Source organism: Pseudomonas syringae group sp. J248-6 (genome assembly GCF_032586995.1).
GTDB lineage: Bacteria > Pseudomonadota > Gammaproteobacteria > Pseudomonadales > Pseudomonadaceae > Aquipseudomonas > Aquipseudomonas amygdali.
In genome coordinates, this window is the sequence record NZ_JAWHOP010000001.1 from 1 (window position 1) to 19,475 (window position 19,475).

The following is a 19,475-nucleotide window of genomic DNA, read 5'->3' on the forward strand; positions in this document are numbered from 1 at the left end:
TTGTATTGCAGATTCAGCCGGGTCGCCTTGATCGGGGCGATGAGTGCCTGGGCGACAGGGTTTTTGGCATCAAAGCCAGAAAACGCATCGAGCATCGCCTTGCCATCGGGCTTGCCCTTGTACAGGTCCTTGAAGCGCATTTTCGACCCGCTCAGGTCAGGGCTGGTGCAGCGCTGATCTCTTGAAATCGCGTCTTTTTCCAGACGCTCAAGGCGTGCCGCGCTGAGCTGTATTTCCGAGAAACACAACTGTAGCGTCTGCACGTGCCGGTTGTTCCAGAGTGCCGGCAGCCAGATGTCCTCAAGCGCCTGGCCAGTGGCCTTGCGCTCGCCTGCTAGAAACCCGCTTTGCTGACGATATCGGGCCACGTCGATGTCGTGATACGTGTTGCCGGTTTCGCTGACGTGGATCTCCAGCTCGCGCCACAGCTTCTCCTGATAAAACACATACACATAACCCGCGCGAGCCAGCACCGGTGTGCCCATGTCGTCCACTGTCTTGGAACCGGGCAAGGCAATGAATGGCAGCACCGGAACGATCTGATTGAACTGCGCATCGGCCTGTCGCGGCGTGACTTTCGTGCCACTGAGCAACGGCAGGCGAATCGGCTCGCCTTCAAGGGTCGCGATTTGCAGATCAAGACGCCCGCCGTCGATGTGATCCCAGACTTTCAGTGTGCTGCTGAACAGCTCGTTTACCAGCCTTTCCGATTTGGCTTGATAGATACGATTTCCATCAGAGCCGACCAGCAAAACCTGCTGCTGGTCCGAATGCTTCTTGCCCACGATCTGGACGATCAGTTTGTCCATTTCGCAGGATGGTCCAGCGCTCAGTCTGCCGTTGGTCATTGTGTGAATTCCCTGCTCTGGCGTTGGTAATCGATACCGTCGAGGCCCAGACAGAAACGAACAGTTGGGCTAGTTGAATGCCATGAAAGCTAACAAGAACAGTGCCAAGTATTTTTTATTCATATAAATCAAAAGGTTAATTTTAAATGTGATTCGAGAGTGATTTCTCAGTCGAAAATCCAATAAAACCTGCGCGAGATTCTGCGTGCGATTACAAGATATTGCGCAACGCCGTCAAAGCGCCGCTAAGCGAGGCTCGCAAGCGCTTAAGTGATCTAAAGCGACCGCTGATTGCGCAACCTATTGCGCACCACTCCCCAAACCGCAACGCAGCCCTATCCCCGAGCGTCTCAACCCGGAAAAACGTTCTAAGTTAATGACTAAACAGTCTTTTTTATATTACCAAATGCGCTATATCGTCATTCCCCAATAACTCAAGCTCATAAGGGAATTCACGATGCGGCGTCTGACAGCTCTGGCTATGGCAATCACAATCAGCGGTTCAGCCTGGGCTGCAACGCCCCCGGATACGTTGGTGGTGGCGCGCTCGATAGACGACATTGCCAGCCTGGACCCCGCCGAAAGTTTTGAAATTACCGCGACCAATACCCTGGCCAATATCTATCAGCGCTTACTTGAGCCAGACCGGCAGAACCCGGCCAGCCTGGTGCCTGCCCTGGCATCCAGATGGAAGGCGGGTGACGACGACAAGAGTCTGGTTTTCGAACTGCGTGACGGTGCCAGATTTGCCTCGGGCAACAGTGTTCGCCCGGAAGACGTCATTTACTCACTGAGCCGCGTGGTCAAACTGAACAAGTCGCCTGCATTCATCCTGGGTGAGTTGGGCTGGACGGCGGAAAACGTCGACAGCTTCCTGACCCGGGTGGATGACCAGCATGTGAAGATTTCCTGGCCAGCAGCGGTAGGCAGTTCATTTGCGTTGAGCATTCTGTCTGCGACGCCAGTGGGCTTCATTGTCGACGCGGTAGAGGTCGGCAAGCATACGAAAGACGCTGATCTGGGCAACGGCTGGCTGAAAAATCATTCAGCCGGTACGGGTTCCTATGCGCTGCGCAGCTACGTGCCGCACGAGGCGCTGGTTCTTCAGGCCAATCCTAATGCCATCAAGGCCCCCAAGCTGAAAACAGTAATCCTCAAGAACGTCACTGACCCGGCAACCCGACGTCTGTTGGTGGTGCAGGGCGATGCTGACCTTGCGTTCGATCTGGGCGCAGACCAGTTCAGCGCTCTGGAAAAGCAGAAGGGCGTCAGTGTGCAGCGATTCCCGTCCTCAATGATCTATTACCTGGCCATCAACAGTGGCAGCACGCAGGCGCCTGCACTGAAGAACCCGGCGTTCTGGGAAGCTGCTCGCTGGCTGGTTGATTATCAGGGCATTTCCAAAGATCTGTTGAAAAACCAGTACAGCATCCACCAGGCATTCCTCCCTGCGGGCGTCATCGGCTCGCTGGTCGACAAACCGTTCAAACTGGACGTCGATAAAGCCAAGGCCGCCTTAAAGGCGGGTGGTATTGCCGAAGGCACGAAAATCGAACTCAATGTGTTCAATCAACCTCCCTACACAGATATTGCCCAGGCGCTGCAAGCCAGTTTTGCCAAAGCCGGCATAGAGATTTCAGTGCGTCCGCTAGTAGAAAGCGAGCTACTGGCGAAAATGCGCGCCCGGGACTTTCAGCTGATCTTCACCTACTGGGGGATGGATTATCTGGATCCTCACTCCAACGCGAGCGCCTTCACTTACAACGTCGCCAACGGTCCGAAAACCATCGCCTGGCGCACTCAGTGGGATATCCCGCAACTGAGCCAGGAAACCCGCACGGCTGCTGCCGAACGTGACCCGCAAAAACGTGTTGCGCTGTATACCGACCTGCAAAAAACTGTGCAGCAAAGCTCGCCATTTGTCGTGGCGCTGCAAGGTCAGAACCAGGTCGCGGTACATGACGGCGTGCAAGGTGTGTTACAGAACATCACCGTTTCGCTGCCGTATTTTGATCAGGTGAGCAAAAGCAAGTGAGAGCAGGGGCTTCACGCAGAGTGAAAGTGGCGGCCAGCGGACTGTTGTCGTTGTCGATAACACTGATCGGCCTGTTGTTCTTCACATTCATGCTGACCACTCTATCGCCAGTCGATCCGGCGCTAAGGATTGCTGGCGATCACGCCAGCGAATCGTCGCTGGCCCAGGTTCGAACCGATCTGGGCCTTGATCAACCTTGGCCAGCGCGGTTCGGTCGATATCTGGACAACCTGGGGCAAGGAGATCTTGGGGTTTCCATTACCTCCGGGCAGCCCGTGCTGGAAGGTTTGAGCCGTGCGCTGCCAGCCACACTTGAGCTCGCGACCCTGGCCATTCTGCTGGGCAGTACCCTCGGCCTGTCATTGGCCCTGCTGGCAGCGTGGCGGCCGGGAGGCTGGGTTGACGGGCTGGTGCGGCTGGTCTCGCTGATTGGCTATTCGGTGCCGATCTTCTGGCTCGGTCTGCTGATGCTCCTGCTGTTCTACGCCAGGCTGCAATGGACTGGCGGGCCAGGCCGTCTGGACGATTCGTACCTGTACACCCTTGAATTGAGCAGTGGATTGATGTTGTGGGACACCTGGCGCTCTGGCGAAAGCGGCGCGCTGGCCAACGCCTTCAGTCATCTGGTCTTGCCTGTTCTAGTCCTGGCGTTTTACTCGATGGCAGGCATTTGCCGCATGACACGCTCCGCGCTGCTGGGAGAAATGGGCAAGGAGTACGTCGTGACTGCGCTGGCCAAGGGGGCGGGACGTGGTCGGGTGCTGTTGCGCCATGTGTTGCCGAACGTTGCCGGGACGCTGGTGGTCGTCGTTGCCCTGTCTTACGCCAGTCTTCTCGAAGGCTCGATTCTCACCGAGACGGTCTTCGCCTGGCCGGGTATCGGCCGCTACCTCACCACGGCGTTGTTTGCCGGTGACGTACCAGCGATCCTCGGTAGCACGCTGGTTATCGGACTCTGTTTTGTGGTCGTCAACGGCATCGCCGATGTGCTGGCTGGCATGATCGATCCGCGAACACGGGGGGTGTCATGAGTGTTTCCGTAGCGTTCGACAATATAGTGGCTCGCAGCGGATGGCGTCGCTCACCCGCATTACTCATCGGCGCGTCGATTATCGGGGTGCTGGTACTTGTGGCGTTGCTGGCGCCGCTGTTGAGTGGTTTTGATCCCAATACGCAGAATATTCAGGAGCGTCTGCTGCCGCCGTCTGCCACCCACTGGCTGGGCACCGATGCGTTTGGCCGGGATCTGTTCACACGCCTGCTTTACGGCACACGCCCGACCTTGCTGCTGGTAACGCTGGTATTGCTGCTGACCTTGCCCATCGGTTTGCTGGTGGGCGTTACTGCCGGCTTTTACGGCGGCTGGGCCGAGCGAATCCTGATGCGCCTGACCGACATAATCATGGCCTTTCCGCAATTGGTGCTGGCCTTGGCGTTTGTCGCAATTCTGGGGCCGGGCCTGCTCAACGGGGCACTGGCACTGTCGCTCACGGCATGGCCCGCGTATGCCCGTCAGGCAAGGGCGGAAACCAGTGTATTGCGCAACAGCGACTATCTGGCCGCAGCTCACTTGCAGGGCATACGTGGCATGCGTCTGTTGATCGGTCACGTCCTGCCGCTGTGCCTGCCTTCGGTGATCGTGCGTGTAGCACTGAACCTGGGCGGCATCATTCTGGCCGCCGCAGGGCTGGGATTTCTTGGCCTGGGTGTCGAGCCACCGACTGCGGAATGGGGCTCGATGGTTGCCGACGGCAGCCGGGTCATCTTTGATCAGTGGTGGGTCGCCGCTGCACCGGGAATCGCGATATTGCTGACGAGCCTGTCTTTCAACCTGCTGGGCGACGGTCTGCGCGATGTACTGGATCCTCGTCATGACTCATGAACAATCGCTGTTGAACGTGCAGGGCTTGCGGATCGGTTTTCCAGGCTCGGGCCCGGAACTGATCGAGGTGGTCAAGGGGATCGATTTCACTGTGGGCACTGAAAAGGTCGCGCTGGTGGGTGAGTCCGGCTCGGGCAAGTCACTCACCGCGCGTGCGTTGCTGGGGCTTGTCGCATGCCCCGGTCAGGTGACCGCCGAACACATGAGCCTGGCAGGCGATGACCTGCGCAGCCTTACGGCAAAGCAATGGCAGGGCCTGCGCGGTACTCGTCTGTCACTGGTGTTGCAGGACCCCAGGTATTCGCTCAACCCGGTGCTCAGGGTCGGCACTCAGGTTGAAGAGGCGCTGGTGTTGCATACCCGGCTGGGACGCCGTGAGCGTCGCGAAAAAGTACTCGACATGCTGGAGGCTGTAGGCTTGCCCAACCCGCTGGCGCTGTATGACAGCTACCCCCACGAACTGTCCGGCGGCATGGGGCAGCGGGTGATGCTCGCCGCAATGCTGATCAATGATCCACGCCTTTTGATTGCCGACGAACCCACCTCGGCACTCGACAGCGGCCTGCGCGATCAGATTCTGGAGTTGATTCTGGGCCTTGTCGAACAACGCAACATGGGGTTACTGCTGATCAGTCATGATCTGCCTCTGGTGGCGAAATATTGTGACCGGGCGCTGGTCATGTACCGCGGGCGGATTGTCGACCGATGCAACGCCGCCGAACTGGCAACTGCCAGTAACCCCTACACGCAGACGCTATGGCGCTGTCAGCCCTCTGCTCTGACCTATGGTCAGGCACTTGCGACCCTTGATCGCAAACTAATGGAGGCGCTGCCATGAGCGTGGTGGATATCAATGAACTGACGGTAAGCTTCAAGCGTGGCCTGCATGCCTTTACTGCACTGCAGATGGCAGAGTTGAGAATCGAACCGGGCGAATGCTTCGGTCTGATCGGCGCGTCAGGCTCTGGCAAGTCGACTTTGCTACGAGTACTCGCCGGCCTCCAGCGCGACTGGCAGGGCAGTGTGAACCTGTTCGGGCAGCCGCTTCACGCGCAGCAAGCCTTCACGGGAACCTTGCGTCAGCAGGTGCAGATGGTGTTTCAGGACCCTTATGCATCATTGCATCCGCTGCACCGGATCCGCCGCAGCCTGCGCGAGCCGCGGCAGATCAACGGCCTTCCTTTCGACGAGGCCAATCTGGTTGCTTCGATGGAACAGGTGGGCCTGTCGGGTGACATGCTCGATCGCTACCCGCATCAACTGTCCGGCGGCCAGCGTCAGCGCGTTGCCATCGTTCGTGCGCTGCAATTGAATCCAGCACTGTTGTTGCTGGACGAACCGACCTCGGCGCTGGACATGACCGTTCAGGCGGAAATACTCAATCTTCTCCAGGCCCTGCGTCGCGACACGGGCATGACCATGATTCTGGTCAGTCACGACATGAATACCATTGCCCATTTGTGTGACAGGGCACTGTTGATCCGCGAGGGACGTGTCGAGCGACATCTTGATCGTGCGGCACTTGGCGTATTGGCGGGGGCGAACCACTGATCGATTTCCCGGAAGAAATTTACGTCGAAAGTGGTACAAAAAAGATACACATCGCGTTTATTTGTCGCTCGAGTGAATCACTTGTATACAGCGCAGATCAACGCATTGCGGACCAATGACCCCGATTTTACGCAGCGGCGGCGGGCTTTTTGAAAAAAAGAGCGTGGACTCGGGATATAACACTAATTAGAATCAGTCTCATTTGGCGCCCCCCATCGCTCAAGGCTTTTGACATGACTGAAGCAGCGACGCTATCACAGCAGACCTTGCATTCCCTTTACCGCGATCATCATGGCTGGCTGGAAAGCTGGTTGCGTAAACGCATGGGCAATGCCTGGGATGCTGCGGACCTGAGTCAGGATACGTTCCTGCGTGTACTGTCCAGCTCTCAGCAGATCGCCGATATGCAGGAGCCACGCGCGTACCTGCTGACCGTGGGCAAGCGCCTGCTCAGTAATTTCTATACTCGCCGCAGCCTGGAACAGGCTTACCTCGAAGCGCTGGCGCAGTTGCCTGAAGACAGCGTGCCGTCCCCCGAACAGCGCTGGCTGCTGCTGGAAACCCTGCAGGCGCTGGACGAGTTGCTCGACGGTCTTTCGGCAGTGGTGCGCCGGGCGTTTCTCTGGAGCCAGCTCGAGGGGCTGGGGTATCGGGAAATCGCAGAGCGCCTGGGTGTTTCCGAACGCACCGTCAAACGCTATATGGCGCAAGCCTACGAACACTGCCTGCTGGTGGATTGGTGATTCGCTCGGCACCTTCTAACGAAGAACGCGAGGTAGTACGCAGGGCGGCGCAGTGGCTGGCGCTTCTGGAATCCGGCGGCGCCAGCGAAGAAGATCACGCCATGCTGCAGCACTGGCGCGACAGCTCTGCCAGTCATGAGCGCGCCTGGCAAAAGGCGCAACAGCTGCGGCAGCGTTTTTTCGGCCTGCCTGCCAATCTGGCTATGGCCACTCTGGATCGTCCCGACAAGGCAAGACGCGCGGCGCTCAAACGGGCGTTGGGCGCTGTGGCACTGGTCCCGACCGCCTGGCTGGTGGGCCGTCAGCTGCCGCTGGATGTCTGGCGTGCCGACCTGCAAACCTCCGTCGGCGAGCACAAGCGTCTGTCCCTGGCCGATGGCAGCACTTTGCAACTGAATACCGACAGCGCGGTGAATGTCGATCTGGGTGCACGTCGAGTCACCCTTGTGCGTGGCGAGATAGCACTCAAGGTGCCGGGCAGGGCAGCACTGACCATCGAGGGCCCCTACGGGCGCGTCGTGGTCAGTCAGAGTGAAGTCTGTGTACGTCTCAACGACAGCGATTGCCGTGTATCGGTGGTCAGCGGCTCGGTGCAACTCTATCCGCTGCAGGGGCCGGTGCTGGCATTGCATGCGCAACAGCAGGTCAGCCTCAAACACGATGGTGCCGGGCCTGTCAGCGCCTTCGACGCCTTGCTGCCCGGCTGGCGCGACGATGTACTGACCGCGCAGAACCAGTCTCTGGGTGATTTCCTGCGCGAGCTTGGCCGCTACCGCCCCGGTTTGCTGCGCTGGGAACCGGCACTTGAAGCCCTGCGAGTGACGGGCAGTTTCAGGCTCGACAATACCGACCGCGTGCTTTCGTTACTGGCTGCCAGCCTGCCGGTGGACGTGCAGATGCGGACCCGCTACTGGGTCACGCTGGTACCTCGAAAAAACATTTCGACAAAAAATAATGCGTGAAGCTGTCCCTTTTTTTTGTCTCGCTGGTCATTTCAGGTAAGTGCACAAAAAATACGAGAGTTTCCCTCTATGTCCGCAGTGTCTTCCTACCGTTTGCGTCCGCTTTTGCATTTCAGCCTGTTGCTGACGTTGAGTTCCAGTCCGTTGTTCGCCTCGACCAGTTGGGCCGAAACCTCGGGCAAACGTGCCTATGAGGTGCCGGCTGGCAGCCTGAGCGCCGCGCTCACCCGCTTTGCCGGTCAGGCCGGGGTCAACCTTTCGGTAGACCCCGCGCTGGTGAACGGTCGAAACAGTTCGGGGTTGTCCGGCGAATTCGCGGTCGAGGAAGGCTTTGCGCGCTTGCTGCAAGGTTCCGGTCTGCAACTGGTACCCGTCGGAGAGCAGGCTTACACGCTGATCCCGGCACCTGACAGCGCGAGCGCAGGCCTGCAACTCGCACCCACCTCGATTGTCGGTGACAGCGGCTCTACCGATGGCCAGGAATACGCAGGCGGCCAAGTGGCACGCAAAGGCTCGCAAGGCATGCTGGGTTCGCGGGACTTCATGGAAACGCCCTTCAGCATGACCACCTATACCAAGGACGCGGTGAAAAACCAGCAGGCCCGTACCCTTGGCGACCTGATTGCCAGCGACCCGTCGGTGCGTGCCACTAACCCTGCTGGCGGGCGTTACGAACAGTTCACCATTCGCGGCTTCAGCCTGTTCAATAGCGACGTCTCATACAACGGCTTGTACGGCATCCTGCCCACATACACCATCGACATGGAAATGGCCGAGCGGGTAGATATCCTCAAGGGCCCAAGCCAGCTGATTAATGGCATTTCGCCGCGCGGCAGTGTCGGCGGGGGGATCAACGTGGTCCCCAAGCGCGCAACGGATAAACCCATCACCGAGCTGACCACCAGCTATGCGTCCAAGGGGCAGGCAGGCGCGGCGGTGGATGTGGCCCGTCGCTTTGGCGAGGACGACAAGTTCGGTATCCGTTTCAATGGCGTGAAGCAGTCTGGCGACACTGAATGGGATCATCAGAGCGTTGATCGCGATATGGCCGTACTGGGCCTGGATTTCCGCGGCGACCGCCTGCGCCTGTCGACGGATATCGGGCACACCGAGCGCGATACCGATGCCCCGCAGGAGCGCGTACAGGTGGGTGCCAATGCGAAGGTGCCCAACGCCAACGATGTTCGCGACAACTATGCGCAGTCCTGGAGCAAGGCGCGCACCAAGGATACCTTCGGCGCAGTGAATGCCGAATATGACCTCAGCGACTCGGTGATGCTGTACGGCGGTGTCGGCGCGCGCAAAAGTAACCATGACTTCCTGCGCCATGCGGTATCGGTCACCAACGACGCAGGTGACTTCAGCGTTCAGCCGCGCGACTTCACCCGCGACGAAAATGTTCGCACAGCCACTGCCGGCGCACGCAGCTGGTTCAATACCGGACCGGTCAGCCACGAGGTCAATCTGGCTGCCAGCTATTTCTACATGGACTTTGAAAACGGTGGTGCACGCTACGCAGCCGCGCCGAGCAATCTCTACAATCCGGTCGACACGCCGACACCCTCCAACCCTACGCGGGCCGACTCCAAGGTTTACACCGAGAACCGCTTCAGCGGTGTGGCCCTGACCGACACACTGGGCTTTTTCGATGACCGCCTGCTGCTGACACTCGGTGCCCGCTGGCAGCGAGTCAAGGTTGATGACTGGACCGACAACGTCAAGGGCGACACCTCCTACGACGAGGAAAAGGTCTCACCTTCAGGCGGCATTCTGTACAAAGTGACCGACGACTTCTCGGTGTATGCCAACTACATGGAAGGCTTGAGCCAGGGCAAGATCGCGCCGTCGACGTCGGTGAACGAAGACCAGATCTTCCCGCCTTTCGTCAGCCGCCAGATCGAGGTCGGGGCCAAATATGACCTGGGGTCATACGCCTTCACTGCCAGCGTATTCCGTATCAAGCAACCGGCCTACGAGACCAACACAACCTCGCGCGTCTTCGGCCCGAACGGCAAGCGCCGCAACGATGGCGTCGAGCTGACCATGTTCGGCGAACCGCTCAAAGGCTTCCGCCTGCTGGGCGGGGTCATGTACATCGACAGCGAGCTGACCAATACCGTCAACGGCACGTTCGATGGCAATCGTGCACCTGCCACCCCCGAGTACAACGTCAATCTGGGCGCAGAATGGGACGTGCCGAGCGTCAAGGGCCTGACCCTGACCGGACGGGGCATCTACACCAGCTCGCAGTACCTGGACCAGGCCAACAGCAAAAGCATCGATTCTTCCGAGCGCTTCGACGTGGGCGCGCGGTATGCGTTCAAGGTCGATCAGAAGGACATCACACTGCGGGCCAATGTCGAGAACGTCATGAACAAGTATTACTGGAGTTCGGCCGGAGCGTCGGATGACAGCGAGCCGGGCCTGACCCTGTCGACACCCCGGACCTATCTGCTGTCAGCGACTATCGGGTTCTGAGTTGACCGCGCAGCCCAGGGAAGGGCTCACCCGCGTAGTGAAAAAACTGGCAGTCCTCATCGAGGAATAACCTGTGCGGCTATTAAATAATTAACCTGAGTATGACCATAGAAGAGTCTGTTATATAAGGCTCTCTTTCGGTGTTTTACATAAATAACAAGCGCCCCTCTGAGTGATGGCACTTTGAATAATTCCGGCGTACAGGGCGGCGTATTCGCGTGCCTTGTAACTTTTCAAGTAAGCAATAACGTTCATTTAAATTTCATCTTGTTTTTGAAACAACGGGTTGCACTTTCAAGGAAATGATAATAGTTTGCATCCAGCATTTAGCGAGGACTAACCGATGTTGAATAATGGCTTATTGCAGTCTACTACGTCGCAGAAAACCAATGCCAACTATCTGGACAGGCAGAGCAAATTTGAATCCAATGTAAGAAGTTACCCCCGGAAGTTGCCATTGGCCATCGCCAAGGCACACGGCGTATGGGTCACCGATGTTGAAGGCACTACGTATCTGGACTGCCTGGCCGGTGCCGGAACACTGGCTCTGGGTCACAATCACGAAGCCATCATGGCCAGTCTCGACAGCTTCCTGACGTCTGGAATGCCCATGCACACCCTTGACCTGACCACCGCGGTCAAGGATGCCTTCAGCGAGACGCTGCTGAGCCTGCTTCCGGGCCAGGGACGCGATTACTGCCTGCAGTTCTGCGGGCCATCCGGTGCCGATGCTGTCGAAGCAGCGATCAAGCTGGCCAAGACTGCCACCGGTCGCCATAACATCATCAGCTTTTCCGGCGCTTACCACGGCATGACTCACGGTGCTCTGGCATTGACCGGCAACACCGCGCCGAAAAATGCCGTCACCAACCTGATGCCCGGCGTGCAATTCCTGCCGTACCCTCATGAGTACCGGTGCCCGTTGGGTATTGGCGGTGAAGCCGGCACCGAGGCACTGAGTTACTACTTCACGCAGTTCATCGAAGACGTCGAAAGCGGCGTATCGCTGCCAGCGGCGGTGATCCTCGAGGCCGTGCAGGGCGAGGGCGGTGTCAATCCCGCGCCGGCTGCGTGGTTGCAGCAGATTCGCGAAGTGACCCGCAAGCACGGCATCCTGCTGATTCTCGATGAAGTGCAGGCGGGTTTTGGCCGTACCGGCAAGATGTTCGCCTTCGAACACGCCGGGATCGAGCCCGACGTCATCGTCATGTCCAAAGCAGTCGGTGGCGGCCTGCCGTTGGCCGTGCTCGGCTTCAAGCGCGAGTTCGACGCCTGGGCTCCGGGCAATCACGCGGGTACTTTCCGCGGCAATCAGATGGCGATGGCAACAGGCCTTGCCACCCTTGAGGTGCTGCAACGGCAAAACCTGGCTGCCCAGGCCGCAAAACGCGGGGACTGGCTCAAGGCACAGCTTGGCCTTTTGCAGCAACGTTATCCGATGATGGGCCAGGTGCGCGGACGCGGGCTGATGCTGGGCATCGAGATTGTCGATGAGCGCAAACCGGCGGACCGCCTCGGCAGCTTGCCAATGGACCCGGAACTGGCAGTTGCCATTCAGCAGCACTGTTTCAAACAGGGGCTGTTACTTGAGCGCGGCGGCCGAAATGGCAACGTGATTCGTTTGCTGCCGCCGCTGATCATTACCGAAGAACAATGCCAACTGGTCATACAGCGATTCGAGGACGCCCTCAAGGCTGCATTGGCCCAGCTGCGCAAGTAAGCAGTAATAGCAATGACGTTATCACCGCGCTTGAAACAGAACACGCACACAACGTTTGACTGAGCGAACCCATTGCACGCCGTGCAGAGATTATCAATTGGCTTGTTGCAGACAATAAGCCACACCGACAGTTAAGCCGTTGTGCCACAAGCGATAGATCAACGCTTGTTGCGACGTCACTTAAACAGTAAGCGTCAAGGCGACTGTGGAGCAGACATGACTAATACCGATCGCACCGTTTTATCAAACATGGTGAGCGAGCTGGCAACCACTCGTGCATTACTTAATTGCCTGATCAAGGAGTTCGCACTGCCTGAACAGTGCCTTCATTACACCTGGCCCCAGGGCATGCAAGGTATTGCGCCGGGCAGTTTCGTGGATGGCGGGCAATGGAAGGGCATTCCACTCACCATCAGCCTGCCCAATGAGCAGCAGTTTTTCGTGCTGGTGGACCGCCGCGACCATCTGGGCAGTCATCGTTACCTGTCCGATGTCTACGCACGCAACGGCAACAGCACCTGGCGCTGCCTGGCTTTTGCCGAATTTGCCCAGCAGTTGCTGACGGCGTGTGAGCACATGACCCGGGCCAGCAACGACGAACTGCTCGATCAGGTCCTGCAAAGCCAGCACCTGACCGCCGCCATCGTTGCGCACAACATGACCGGCCAGCACCCGGCACCGCTGAGCGGTTATCTGGCCAGCGAACAGGGCCTGTGGTTCGGCCATCCCAATCACCCGGCACCCAAGGCGCGTCTGTGGCCTGAGCATCTGGCGCAGGAGACCTACGCCCCGGAGTTTCAGGCGCAGACCGCGTTGCATCTGTTCGAAGTGCCGCTGGACGGGCTGCGAGTCACCTCCAATGGCTTGAGCGAAGCCGAGGTGATGTCAGGGTTCGCGGATCAATCGCGGGCCAGGCCCGGGCATGCGCTGATTTGCATGCATCCGGTACAAGCCCAATTATTTATGCAGGACCGCCGTGTGCAGCGCCTGATCGAACTCGGGCAGATCACCGATCTGGGCACCAGCGGGCCGTTGGCCAGCCCGACGGCTTCGATGCGCACCTGGTACATCGAAGGGCATGACTACTTCATCAAGGGCTCACTGAATGTGCGCATTACCAACTGCGTCAGGAAAAACGCCTGGTACGAACTGGAAAGCACGCTGATCATCGACGAATTGTTTCAGCGCTTGCAGCAGACACGTCCAGAAACCCTGGGCGGGCTGTCCACCGTAGCCGAACCCGGCTCCATGAGCTGGGCACCCAAAGGCGCCAGCGAGAGCGACGGCCACTGGTTCCGCGAGCAGACCGGCGCCATTCTGCGCGAGAACTTCTGTCGTCGTTCCGGCGCTGATTCCAGCGTGATGGCGGGCACCTTGTTTGCGCGTGATCTGCGTTCGCGGCCTTTGGTGCACGACTTCCTTGAGCGTTTCAACGGCGGTGAACTTGAGGACCCGCACCTGCTGGACTGGTTCGATGAATACCAGGCCTTGCTGCTGCGCCCGGTGATGGCGCTGTTCTTCAATCATGGCATCGTGATGGAGCCGCACTTGCAGAACGCGGTGCTGATTCACGATAACGGACGCCCTCAACAGCTGCTGTTACGCGACTTCGAAGGCGTCAAGCTGACCGATGAACTGGGCATCAAGGCTATTCAGGTCGGTCTGCATCCGCGAATTCGGCAGTCATTGCTCTACACCCGCGAACAAGGCTGGAATCGCATCACCTATTGCCTGCTGATCAACAACCTGTCCGAGGCCGTACTCGCCTTGAGCTGGGAACGCCCGCACCTGGCGCCGCTGATGTGGCAGCGAGTCGAGCGGCAGTTGCAACGCATCCGCGACGAGTTGGTGCTACCTGCGCCAGAGCTGGACGCGCTGATTGCCGGCCAGTCGATTGCCTGCAAGACCAACCTCAAGGTGCGTCTGGCCGCCAAGGCCGACCGTGAGGCCAATTATGTGCGCCTCGCCTCACCATGGGCCAAGGAGGCGCGTTATGCGTAAGTTGCCGGAAACCGTACTGGCCGCCATCAAAGAAGCTCAGGCACTGGAAACCGACCCGCTGGCGGCTTTCGTCTACGATCTGGATGCGTTGCAACAGCATGTCACTGATGTCATGGCCGCGCTGCCTGCGGGCGTTGAGCTGTATTACGCGATCAAAGCCAACAGCGAAGCATTGATGCTGGAAACCCTCGCGCCGCTGGTCAGTGGCTTTGAAATCTCTTCGGGGGGCGAGATCGAGCGGGTAATGGCCTGCCCGACACGCAAACCCTACGTGTTCTCCGGCCCTGGCAAGCTGGATTCCGACTTGCGCTCGGCGTTGCTGAACAAGGTTGAAGCCATCCATCTGGAAAGCCTCAACGAAATTGCGCGTCTGCAACAGCTGGCAGAAGAAACCGGGCGCGTGCAGCCGGTGTTTCTGCGCATTAACCCACAGTTGCCAGCCGCGCAGTCGAGCAAGCTGGCGATGGCCGGCACCGCCACACCGTTTGGCATTGACGAAGCCGATCTGGCCGAGGCGGTCAGGCGCGTAGACAGCGCCAGCCACCTGACGCTCAAGGGTTTCCATGTACACGCCATGTCGCATCAGATGTCGGTTGAGCGTCATGAGCAGTTGCTGGATTTCTACCTGCAGCGCTGGCAGGAATGGAAAGCACTGGCCAGCTACCCGGAGCAGTTGACCCATTTCAACGTCGGCGGCGGCATTGGCGTCGATTATCTGAACAGTCAGCAGTTCGACTGGCAGCGCCTGTGCCGCTATCTGGAAAAACGCCTGGGCGAGCAGCGTGACGCGCCGATCCTGCGCTTTGAACCAGGACGTTTCATCAGCGCCTATTGCGGTTATTACGCCATCGAGGTGCTGGACAGCAAAACCAGCCACGGCGAACATTTTCTGGTCTGCCGCGGCGGCACTCACCAGTTTCGTCTGCCGGTTGCGCAAGGCCATGACCATCCGGTTATTCATGTGCCGAGTGTGCCAGCGACGGGCGCATCTGCGGAGCAGTCCTACACCGTGGTTGGCCAGTTGTGTACGCCAAAGGATGTATTGAGCCGCCGACAGCCGCTCAAAGGCGTGAACATCGGTGATCTGCTGGTGTTGCCGCTGGCAGGGGCTTATGGCTACAACATCTCCCATGTCGATTTTCTCTGTCACCCAAGACCGGTACAGCACTTTGTGCGCAACGGCGAACGGGTTCGCACATGAGTCTGAACGTCCCACGCCGTTGGGTAGTGTTCAATGTGCTGCTCGGTACGCTGACTGTCAGCCTGAGCAACAGCTCGCTCAACCCGGCGCTGCCAACGTTCATGGAGGCGTTTCAGGTCGGTCCGCTGCTGGCCACCTGGATCGTTGCAGGGTTCATGACCAGCATGGGCATGACCATGCCGCTGACCAGCTTTCTCAGTCAGCGCATTGGCCGCAAACGCCTGTACCTGTGGGGTGTGGCGCTGTTCATCGGAGGCTCGCTGCTGGGCGCGCTGGGCAACTCCATCGCGTTGGTGATAACTGCGCGGGTGGTGCAGGGCATCGCCAGCGGGTTTATGATCCCGTTGTCGCTGGCGATCATTTTCTCTGTGTATGAAAAGCACGAGCGAGGCAGGGTGACCGGGCTCTGGAGCGCAGCGGTAATGCTCGCTCCGGCATTGGGGCCGCTGTGCGGCAGCCTGATGCTGGAGTGGTTCAGCTGGCGCTCGCTGTTCCTGATGAATGTGCCCATCGGCCTGCTGGCCTTGCTATTGGGTGTCGGCGTGCTGCCAGACTCGGAGCCTGTGGAGCGCAAACCGTTCGACCTGATCGGCTATTTGCTGGTTGCCTCGGGCATCGGCTTGCTGATGATCGCCATCAGCCGCATGCACCGCGCCGAGGCACTGCTCGACCCGTTCAATCAGGGCATGGTGCTGGTCGCCGTGGCCTGTCTGATCGCTTTCGTCAGGGTCGAGTTGAGTCGCAAGGCGCCGCTGCTGAATCTGCGCCTGTTCAACCTGCGCGGTTACCGTCTGAGCGTGATCGTTGCCGTCGTGCAGTCGGTCGGCATGTTCGAATGTCTGGTCCTGTTGCCGCTGCTGGTGCAGACAGTACTCGGATACAACCCGATCTGGACCGGTCTGGCCCTGCTGTGTACCGCCGCGTTCGCCAGCCTGTTCGGGCAGTGGGGTGGCAAGGCGCTGGACCGGCACGGTCCGCGCACAGTAGTCGCCATCGGCCTGCTGCTGACCGGTGCTTCAACCCTGGCGCTGGGCATGCTCAAGGCGGATACGGCGATCGGCGTGGTGTTCGTGCTGATGATGATTCGTGGCGCGGGCCTCGGGCTTTCCTACATGCCGGTGACGACGGCGGGGCTCAATGCCTTGCCCGAGCCGATGGTCACTCAGGGCGCGGCGATGAACAACGTTTCCCGCCGGCTTGTGGCGTCGCTGGCAATTGTCATCGCTTCGCTGTGGCTGGAGTTTCGCCTGAACACTGCGGGACCGGCCGCCACGCCTTCGGCCATCAGTGAAGTCTTCATTGCCACCGGCCTGCTGATCCTGCTGGCACTGCCGTGTGCCTGGCGTTTCCCCCTTAACGACGAACGCACCGAGGCACAGCCCGGCGCGGTCGAACCCCGATAATTTTTCGTTCGAGGTATGAACATGGCTACCCCTTTACCGCTGAAACGCAACACCGCTTCACCTTCAACGGCCACCGGTGCCTGGCTGGCTGATATCAACGCTGAGCGCTACCAACAAGTACAGCGCCGGGTAATCGGTCAATTGCTGCAAACCTTGCTGTACGAGGCTGCACTGCCTTATCGATGCGAGCCGCTGGACGATCATCGGCATCGTTTCACCGTCGCTGTCAGTGATGGCGTGGAGTACCACTGCGAAGGCCTGCTGAGCACCAGCTTCGAGCTGATCCGCCTCGATCACGCCACCCTTGAACGCTTGAGCAGCGCCGGTGAGCGTAGCGTGCCGGATGTGCATCTGGCGTTGACCGAGCTGCTCAGCCCGTTCAAGGACAGCCCGCATCTGGCACGCTTCATCCAGGAAATAGAGCAGACCCAGCTCAAGGACCTGCAAGCACGCAGTCAGGGTTATCAGCCCGCAAAACCCGCACATGAGCTGGACGTTGACGCTTTGGAACAGCACTTCATGGACGCCCACAGCTACCACCCGTGTTACAAGTCACGGATCGGTTTTTCGTTGGCTGACAACCGTCACTACGGGCCCGAATTTGCCACGCCGTTCGGGGTGGTCTGGCTGGCAGTGGCGAAGTCGAGCGCGTCGGTCGGTCATTCGCGCAACATGGATTTCCAGGCGTTTGTCCGCCAGGAACTGGGCACACAGCGCTGGCAGGAAATTTCCCGGGACCTGGCCGCGCAGGGCAAATCCATTGACGATTATCAACTGATGCCAGTGCATCCGTGGCAATGGGACAACGTCACGGTGTCGACTTTCTACCCGGAACTGGCCAGCGGCGAGCTGATTTACCTGGGCACCTCGACCGACGTCTACAAGGCTCAGCAGTCGATTCGTACACTGGCCAATGCCAGCCAGCCCAAACGACCTTACGTCAAACTGGCGATGAGCATGACCAACACCTCCAGCACGCGCATTCTGGCGCGGCATACGGTGCTCAATGGTCCGATCATCACCGACTGGCTGCACCAGTTGATCGCCACCGACAGCACTGCGCGTGCGCTGGATTTTGTGATTCTCGGCGAAGTTGCCGGTGTCAGCTACGACTATCGCCACCTGCCGGAAGCGCGCTCGGCGCAGACTTACGGCACGCTGGGTGCAATCTGGCGTGAAAGCCTGCATCAGTACCTCAAGGACGATGAGCAGGCCGTACCGTTCAATGGCTTGAGCCATGTGGAAAACCGTTATGGCGGCGGCGCGCAGGCACCGTTCATCGATGCGTGGATCCGCCAGTACGGCCTCAAGGAATGGACCCGGCAATTGCTGCAGGTCACGGTGCCTCCGATCATCCATATGCTCTACGCCGAAGGCATCGGCATGGAGTCTCACGGTCAAAATATCGTGCTTATCGTCAAGCAGGGCTGGCCGCAGCGTATCGCCCTCAAGGACTTCCACGACGGCGTGCGTTACTCACCCGCGCATCTGGGCCGCCCTGAACTGTGTCCGGAGCTGGTCCCGCTGCCCGACAGTCACGCGAAACTCAACCGTAACTCGTTCATCATTACCGATGACGTGAATGCGGTACGCGACTTCTCCTGCGACTGTTTCTTCTTCATCTGCCTGGCCGAAATGGCGATCTTCCTGCGCCAGCAATACCAGCTGGATGAGGCGCTGTTCTGGCAGATGACCGCCGACGTCATTCTCGACTACCAGCGTGCGCACCCGCAGCATCGCGAGCGCTTCGAGCTGTTTGACGTCTTCGCACCGTCCTATGAAGTGGAAGAACTGACCAAGCGCCGCCTGCTGGGTGACGGTGAGCGTCGCTTCCGTTCAGTGCCTAACCCGCTGCACACCTACAGGCCGCAATGATGCTGAGGACCAATACACTCAAGAGCAGACTTGGCAGCGGACAGCCTGTGTACGGGCTGATCAGTTCGATCCCGGCCCCGGCCGCCATCGAGTTGATCGCCGAGGCCGGTTTCGACTTCGTGATCATCGACATGGAGCACGTGCTGATCAACCCGGAAAACGTGGAGAACATGATCCGGGTTGCAGAGAGCTACGACCTCACGCCATTGGTGCGGGTCGCCGATCTCAATCCGAAAACCCTGCTGCGCCTGCTTGATGGCGGTGCGCAGGGCATCGTTTTGCCGATGATCGAGAGCCCCGAGCAACTGGCGGACGCCATCGCCGCCTGCAAGTACCACCCGCTGGGCCGCCGCAGCCTCAACGCCGGTCGTCCCGGCTCGTTCGGCAAGCACAGCCTGGCGCAGTACGTGGAAGCTGCCAATCAACAGATCATGGTAGTGGCGATGATCGAAAGCGCCGAAGGCGTGCGCCGCGCCGCCGAGATTGCCCATGTGCCTGGGCTGGACATGATTCTGGAGGGGGCCGCAGACCTGTCGCAGTCATTGGGCATGCCGTGGCAGATCGATCAACCCGATGTACAACAAGCGTTGCTGGCCACCTGGCAAGCCACCAAGGCAGCAGGCGTCGCCTATTGCACCATTCCCCGGAAAGACGGCGACGCTGCCCGCTGGCAGGCTCGCGGCGTAAATGCCTTTGTCCTCGGCGATGAGCGCGGCATTGCCTTTCGCGCACTTCAGGCGCGTCTGGCCCAACATTCAGCAGAAGGAAAATAATCC

At 59.3% G+C, this 19,475-nt stretch carries 15 protein-coding genes; 14 read left to right on the forward strand and 1 reads right to left on the reverse strand.

Translation table 11 applies throughout. From position 1 onward, the window contains the following. Window positions 1–848 (reverse strand): toxin VasX (locus RYC17_RS00005; RefSeq protein WP_316902035.1); only part of this gene is annotated, 848 nt, incomplete at its 3' end. 457 nt (window positions 849–1,305) lie between these two features. On the opposite strand from RYC17_RS00005, the gene RYC17_RS00010 reads away from it, so the two are divergent. From RYC17_RS00010 to RYC17_RS00075, 14 genes are all read left to right on the forward strand, one after another. Continuing rightward, window positions 1,306–2,883, forward strand: coding sequence for an ABC transporter substrate-binding protein (locus RYC17_RS00010; RefSeq protein ID WP_016980494.1), 1,578 nt, complete (start codon window positions 1,306–1,308; stop codon window positions 2,881–2,883). Between the two features lie 20 nt (window positions 2,884–2,903). After that, window positions 2,904–3,914 (forward strand): ABC transporter permease, encoded by a 1,011-nt coding sequence (locus RYC17_RS00015; RefSeq protein WP_316902037.1) that lies wholly within the window; start codon window positions 2,904–2,906, stop codon window positions 3,912–3,914. Further along, window positions 3,911–4,765, forward strand: coding sequence for an ABC transporter permease (locus tag RYC17_RS00020; RefSeq protein WP_002553740.1), 855 nt, complete (start codon window positions 3,911–3,913; stop codon window positions 4,763–4,765). Before RYC17_RS00015 ends, RYC17_RS00020 begins: the two co-directional genes overlap by 4 nt. After that, window positions 4,755–5,603 carry an ABC transporter ATP-binding protein gene (locus RYC17_RS00025; RefSeq protein WP_058408604.1) on the forward strand — a complete coding sequence of 283 codons (849 nt, stop codon included), beginning with the start codon at window positions 4,755–4,757 and terminating at the stop codon, window positions 5,601–5,603. The genes RYC17_RS00020 and RYC17_RS00025 overlap by 11 nt, the downstream gene beginning before the upstream one ends. A 68-nt stretch (window positions 5,604–5,671) precedes the next feature. Continuing rightward, window positions 5,672–6,316: an ABC transporter ATP-binding protein gene (locus tag RYC17_RS00030; RefSeq protein ID WP_404944467.1), complete on the forward strand. Its 645-nt coding sequence runs from the start codon at window positions 5,672–5,674 to the stop codon at window positions 6,314–6,316. Between the two features lie 233 nt (window positions 6,317–6,549). Beyond that, complete coding sequence (locus tag RYC17_RS00035) at window positions 6,550–7,059, forward strand: sigma-70 family RNA polymerase sigma factor (RefSeq protein ID WP_219171641.1); 510 nt, start codon at window positions 6,550–6,552, stop codon at window positions 7,057–7,059. Further along, window positions 7,056–8,021, forward strand: coding sequence for a FecR domain-containing protein (locus RYC17_RS00040; protein ID WP_122280338.1), 966 nt, complete (start codon window positions 7,056–7,058; stop codon window positions 8,019–8,021). Before RYC17_RS00035 ends, RYC17_RS00040 begins: the two co-directional genes overlap by 4 nt. 69 nt (window positions 8,022–8,090) lie before the next feature. Next, window positions 8,091–10,499, forward strand: a complete 2,409-nt coding sequence (locus tag RYC17_RS00045; protein WP_005734304.1) for a TonB-dependent receptor — start codon at window positions 8,091–8,093, stop codon at window positions 10,497–10,499. 343 nt (window positions 10,500–10,842) lie between these two features. After that, window positions 10,843–12,219, forward strand: coding sequence for a diaminobutyrate--2-oxoglutarate transaminase (locus RYC17_RS00050; protein WP_058401341.1), 1,377 nt, complete (start codon window positions 10,843–10,845; stop codon window positions 12,217–12,219). Window positions 12,220–12,435: 216 nt separating this feature from the next. Next, entirely contained in the window at window positions 12,436–14,220 is a 1,785-nt protein-coding gene (locus tag RYC17_RS00055; protein ID WP_316902040.1) for an IucA/IucC family protein, read from the forward strand. Then, window positions 14,213–15,421, forward strand: a complete 1,209-nt coding sequence (locus RYC17_RS00060) for a type III PLP-dependent enzyme (protein ID WP_316902042.1) — start codon at window positions 14,213–14,215, stop codon at window positions 15,419–15,421. Before RYC17_RS00055 ends, RYC17_RS00060 begins: the two co-directional genes overlap by 8 nt. Continuing rightward, window positions 15,418–16,824, forward strand: coding sequence for a DHA2 family efflux MFS transporter permease subunit (locus RYC17_RS00065; protein WP_316902045.1), 1,407 nt, complete (start codon window positions 15,418–15,420; stop codon window positions 16,822–16,824). The genes RYC17_RS00060 and RYC17_RS00065 overlap by 4 nt, the downstream gene beginning before the upstream one ends. 21 nt (window positions 16,825–16,845) lie before the next feature. Then, a complete protein-coding gene (locus RYC17_RS00070) occupies window positions 16,846–18,699 on the forward strand; it encodes an IucA/IucC family protein (RefSeq protein WP_122280356.1) in 1,854 nt (617 codons plus the stop codon). Then, a complete protein-coding gene (locus RYC17_RS00075) occupies window positions 18,699–19,472 on the forward strand; it encodes an HpcH/HpaI aldolase family protein (RefSeq protein WP_316902050.1) in 774 nt (257 codons plus the stop codon). The genes RYC17_RS00070 and RYC17_RS00075 overlap by 1 nt, the downstream gene beginning before the upstream one ends. Window positions 19,473–19,475 lie beyond the last annotated feature (3 nt).